This is a genomic window from Archangium violaceum Cb vi76 (genome assembly GCF_000733295.1).
GTDB lineage: Bacteria > Myxococcota > Myxococcia > Myxococcales > Myxococcaceae > Archangium > Archangium violaceum.
On the sequence record NZ_JPMI01000317.1, the window covers coordinates 1 to 1,888 of the forward strand.

1 protein-coding gene is annotated in these 1,888 nt (G+C 69.2%); it reads left to right on the forward strand.

Annotation, left to right across the window (positions count from 1 at the left end; translation table 11 throughout):
- The coding region (locus tag Q664_RS43245; protein WP_043410483.1) for a beta-ketoacyl synthase N-terminal-like domain-containing protein at positions 1–1,888 on the forward strand (1,888 nt) is incomplete at both ends.

Here is a 1,888-nt window from a genome sequence, read left to right on the forward strand (position 1 = left end):
GCCCCTGCCTCCCAGTGACCTGGACCTGCTGACGCAGGTGTTGCAGCGCCACGGCGTCTCCACGCTCTACCTGTCCGCGGGCCTGCTCTCCCTCGCCGTCGACCACAAGCTCGATGGCCTGCGCGGTCTGCGCCAGCTCCTCACCGGTGGCGACGTCGTTTCCACTCCTCACGCTCGCCGTGCGCTCGAGCAGCTGCGCATCCCGCTGGCCAACTGCTACGGCCCCACCGAAGGCACCGTCATCGCCTCATCCCTCCTGCTCACACAGCCCGAGCAGCTCGGCGCCTCCGTCTCCATCGGCTCCCCCATCGCCAACACCCAGGTGTACCTGCTCGACTCGCACCTGCGTCCCGTGCCTCCCGGCGTTCCCGGCGAGCTCTTCATCGGTGGCGAGGGCCTCGCTCGCGGCTACACCTCCAGGCCCGACCTCACCGCCGAGCGCTTCGTTCCCAATCCCTTCGCTTCCCCCGGCGAGCGCCTCTACCGCACCGGTGACCTCGCCCGCTGGCGCGCGGACGGCACCCTCGACTTCCTCGGCCGTGTCGACGCCCAGGTGAAGCTGCGTGGCTTCCGCATCGAGCTGCCCGAGGTGGAGTCCGCCCTCCTCTCCCATCCCGAGGTGCGTGAAGCCGTGGCCGTCGTCCGCGAGGACTCTCCCGGCGACAAGCGCCTCGTCGCCTACGTCACCAGCGATTCCCAGCAGCTCGATATCTCGGCCCTTCGCTCCTTCCTCAAGCAGCGCCTGCCCGATTTCATGCTGCCCTCGGCGCTTGTCCGCCTCGAGGCCCTCCCTCTCACCTCCAGCTCCAAGGTCGACCGCAAGGCGCTTCCTCGACCCGACTACGCCTCCTCCGGCCGCACCGGCCACTTCGTCGAGCCCACCACCCCGCTGGAGCGCCAGCTCGTCTCCATCTGGTCCCGCGAGCTGGACGTCGAGCACGTCGGCGTCGATGACCACTTCTTCGAGAAGCTCGGCGGCACGTCTCTGTCCGTCATCAAGGTCGCCGCCCGCATGCGCGAGGAGTTGGGCCGCGACGTGCAGGTGACGTGGCTCTTCGAGCACCCCACCATCAGCGATCTGGCCGCGCGCATGGACTCGGGTAACGCCCCGGCTCCGGCGCCTCGCGAGCAACAGGAGACCCAGGCAGCCGAGCGCTCCGGCCCGGAGGACATCGCCATCATCGGCATGTCCGGCCGCTTCCCGGGGGCGCGCTCCGTCGACGAGCTCTGGCAGAACCTGCGCCAGGGTGTGGAGTCCATCTCCCGCTTCTCTCCCGAGGAGTTGGAGCCTCTCTCCGGGCTCCCGGAGGGCGTCTTCCAGTGGCAGCACCCCCAGTTCGTTCCCGCGGGTGGCGTGCTGGCCGACGCCGACAAGTTCGACCCCGGCTTCTTCGACATCTCCCTGCGCGAAGCACAGTGGATGGACCCCCAGCAGCGCCTCTTCCTTCAGACCGCCTGGAGCGCCCTGGAGGACGCTGGAGTCGACCCGGATCGCTTCAACGGCCTCATCTCCCTGTACGCCGGTGCCGTTGACTCCGGCTACTCGCAGTTGGTGCAGAAGAACGTGCCCCTGGACCCCGCCGCCTTCTTCGAGGCCGGCACCAACGCCACGCACCAGGGCATGGCCACCAAGGCCTCCTACAAGCTGCGCCTCACCGGCGAGAGCCTCATGGTCTACACGGCCTGCTCCACGGGTCTGGTGGCCGTGCACATGGCTTGTGAGAGCCTGCGCCAGCGTCAGTCCGACGTGGCCCTCGCCGGCGCCGCCCGCCTCTCCCTCCCCCAGAAGACGGGCTACGTCTACCAGGAGGGGATGATCCTCTCTCCGGATGGGCACTGCCGTGCCTTCGACGCTCGCGCCAAGGGCGCCGTCGCTGGCAATGGTGTC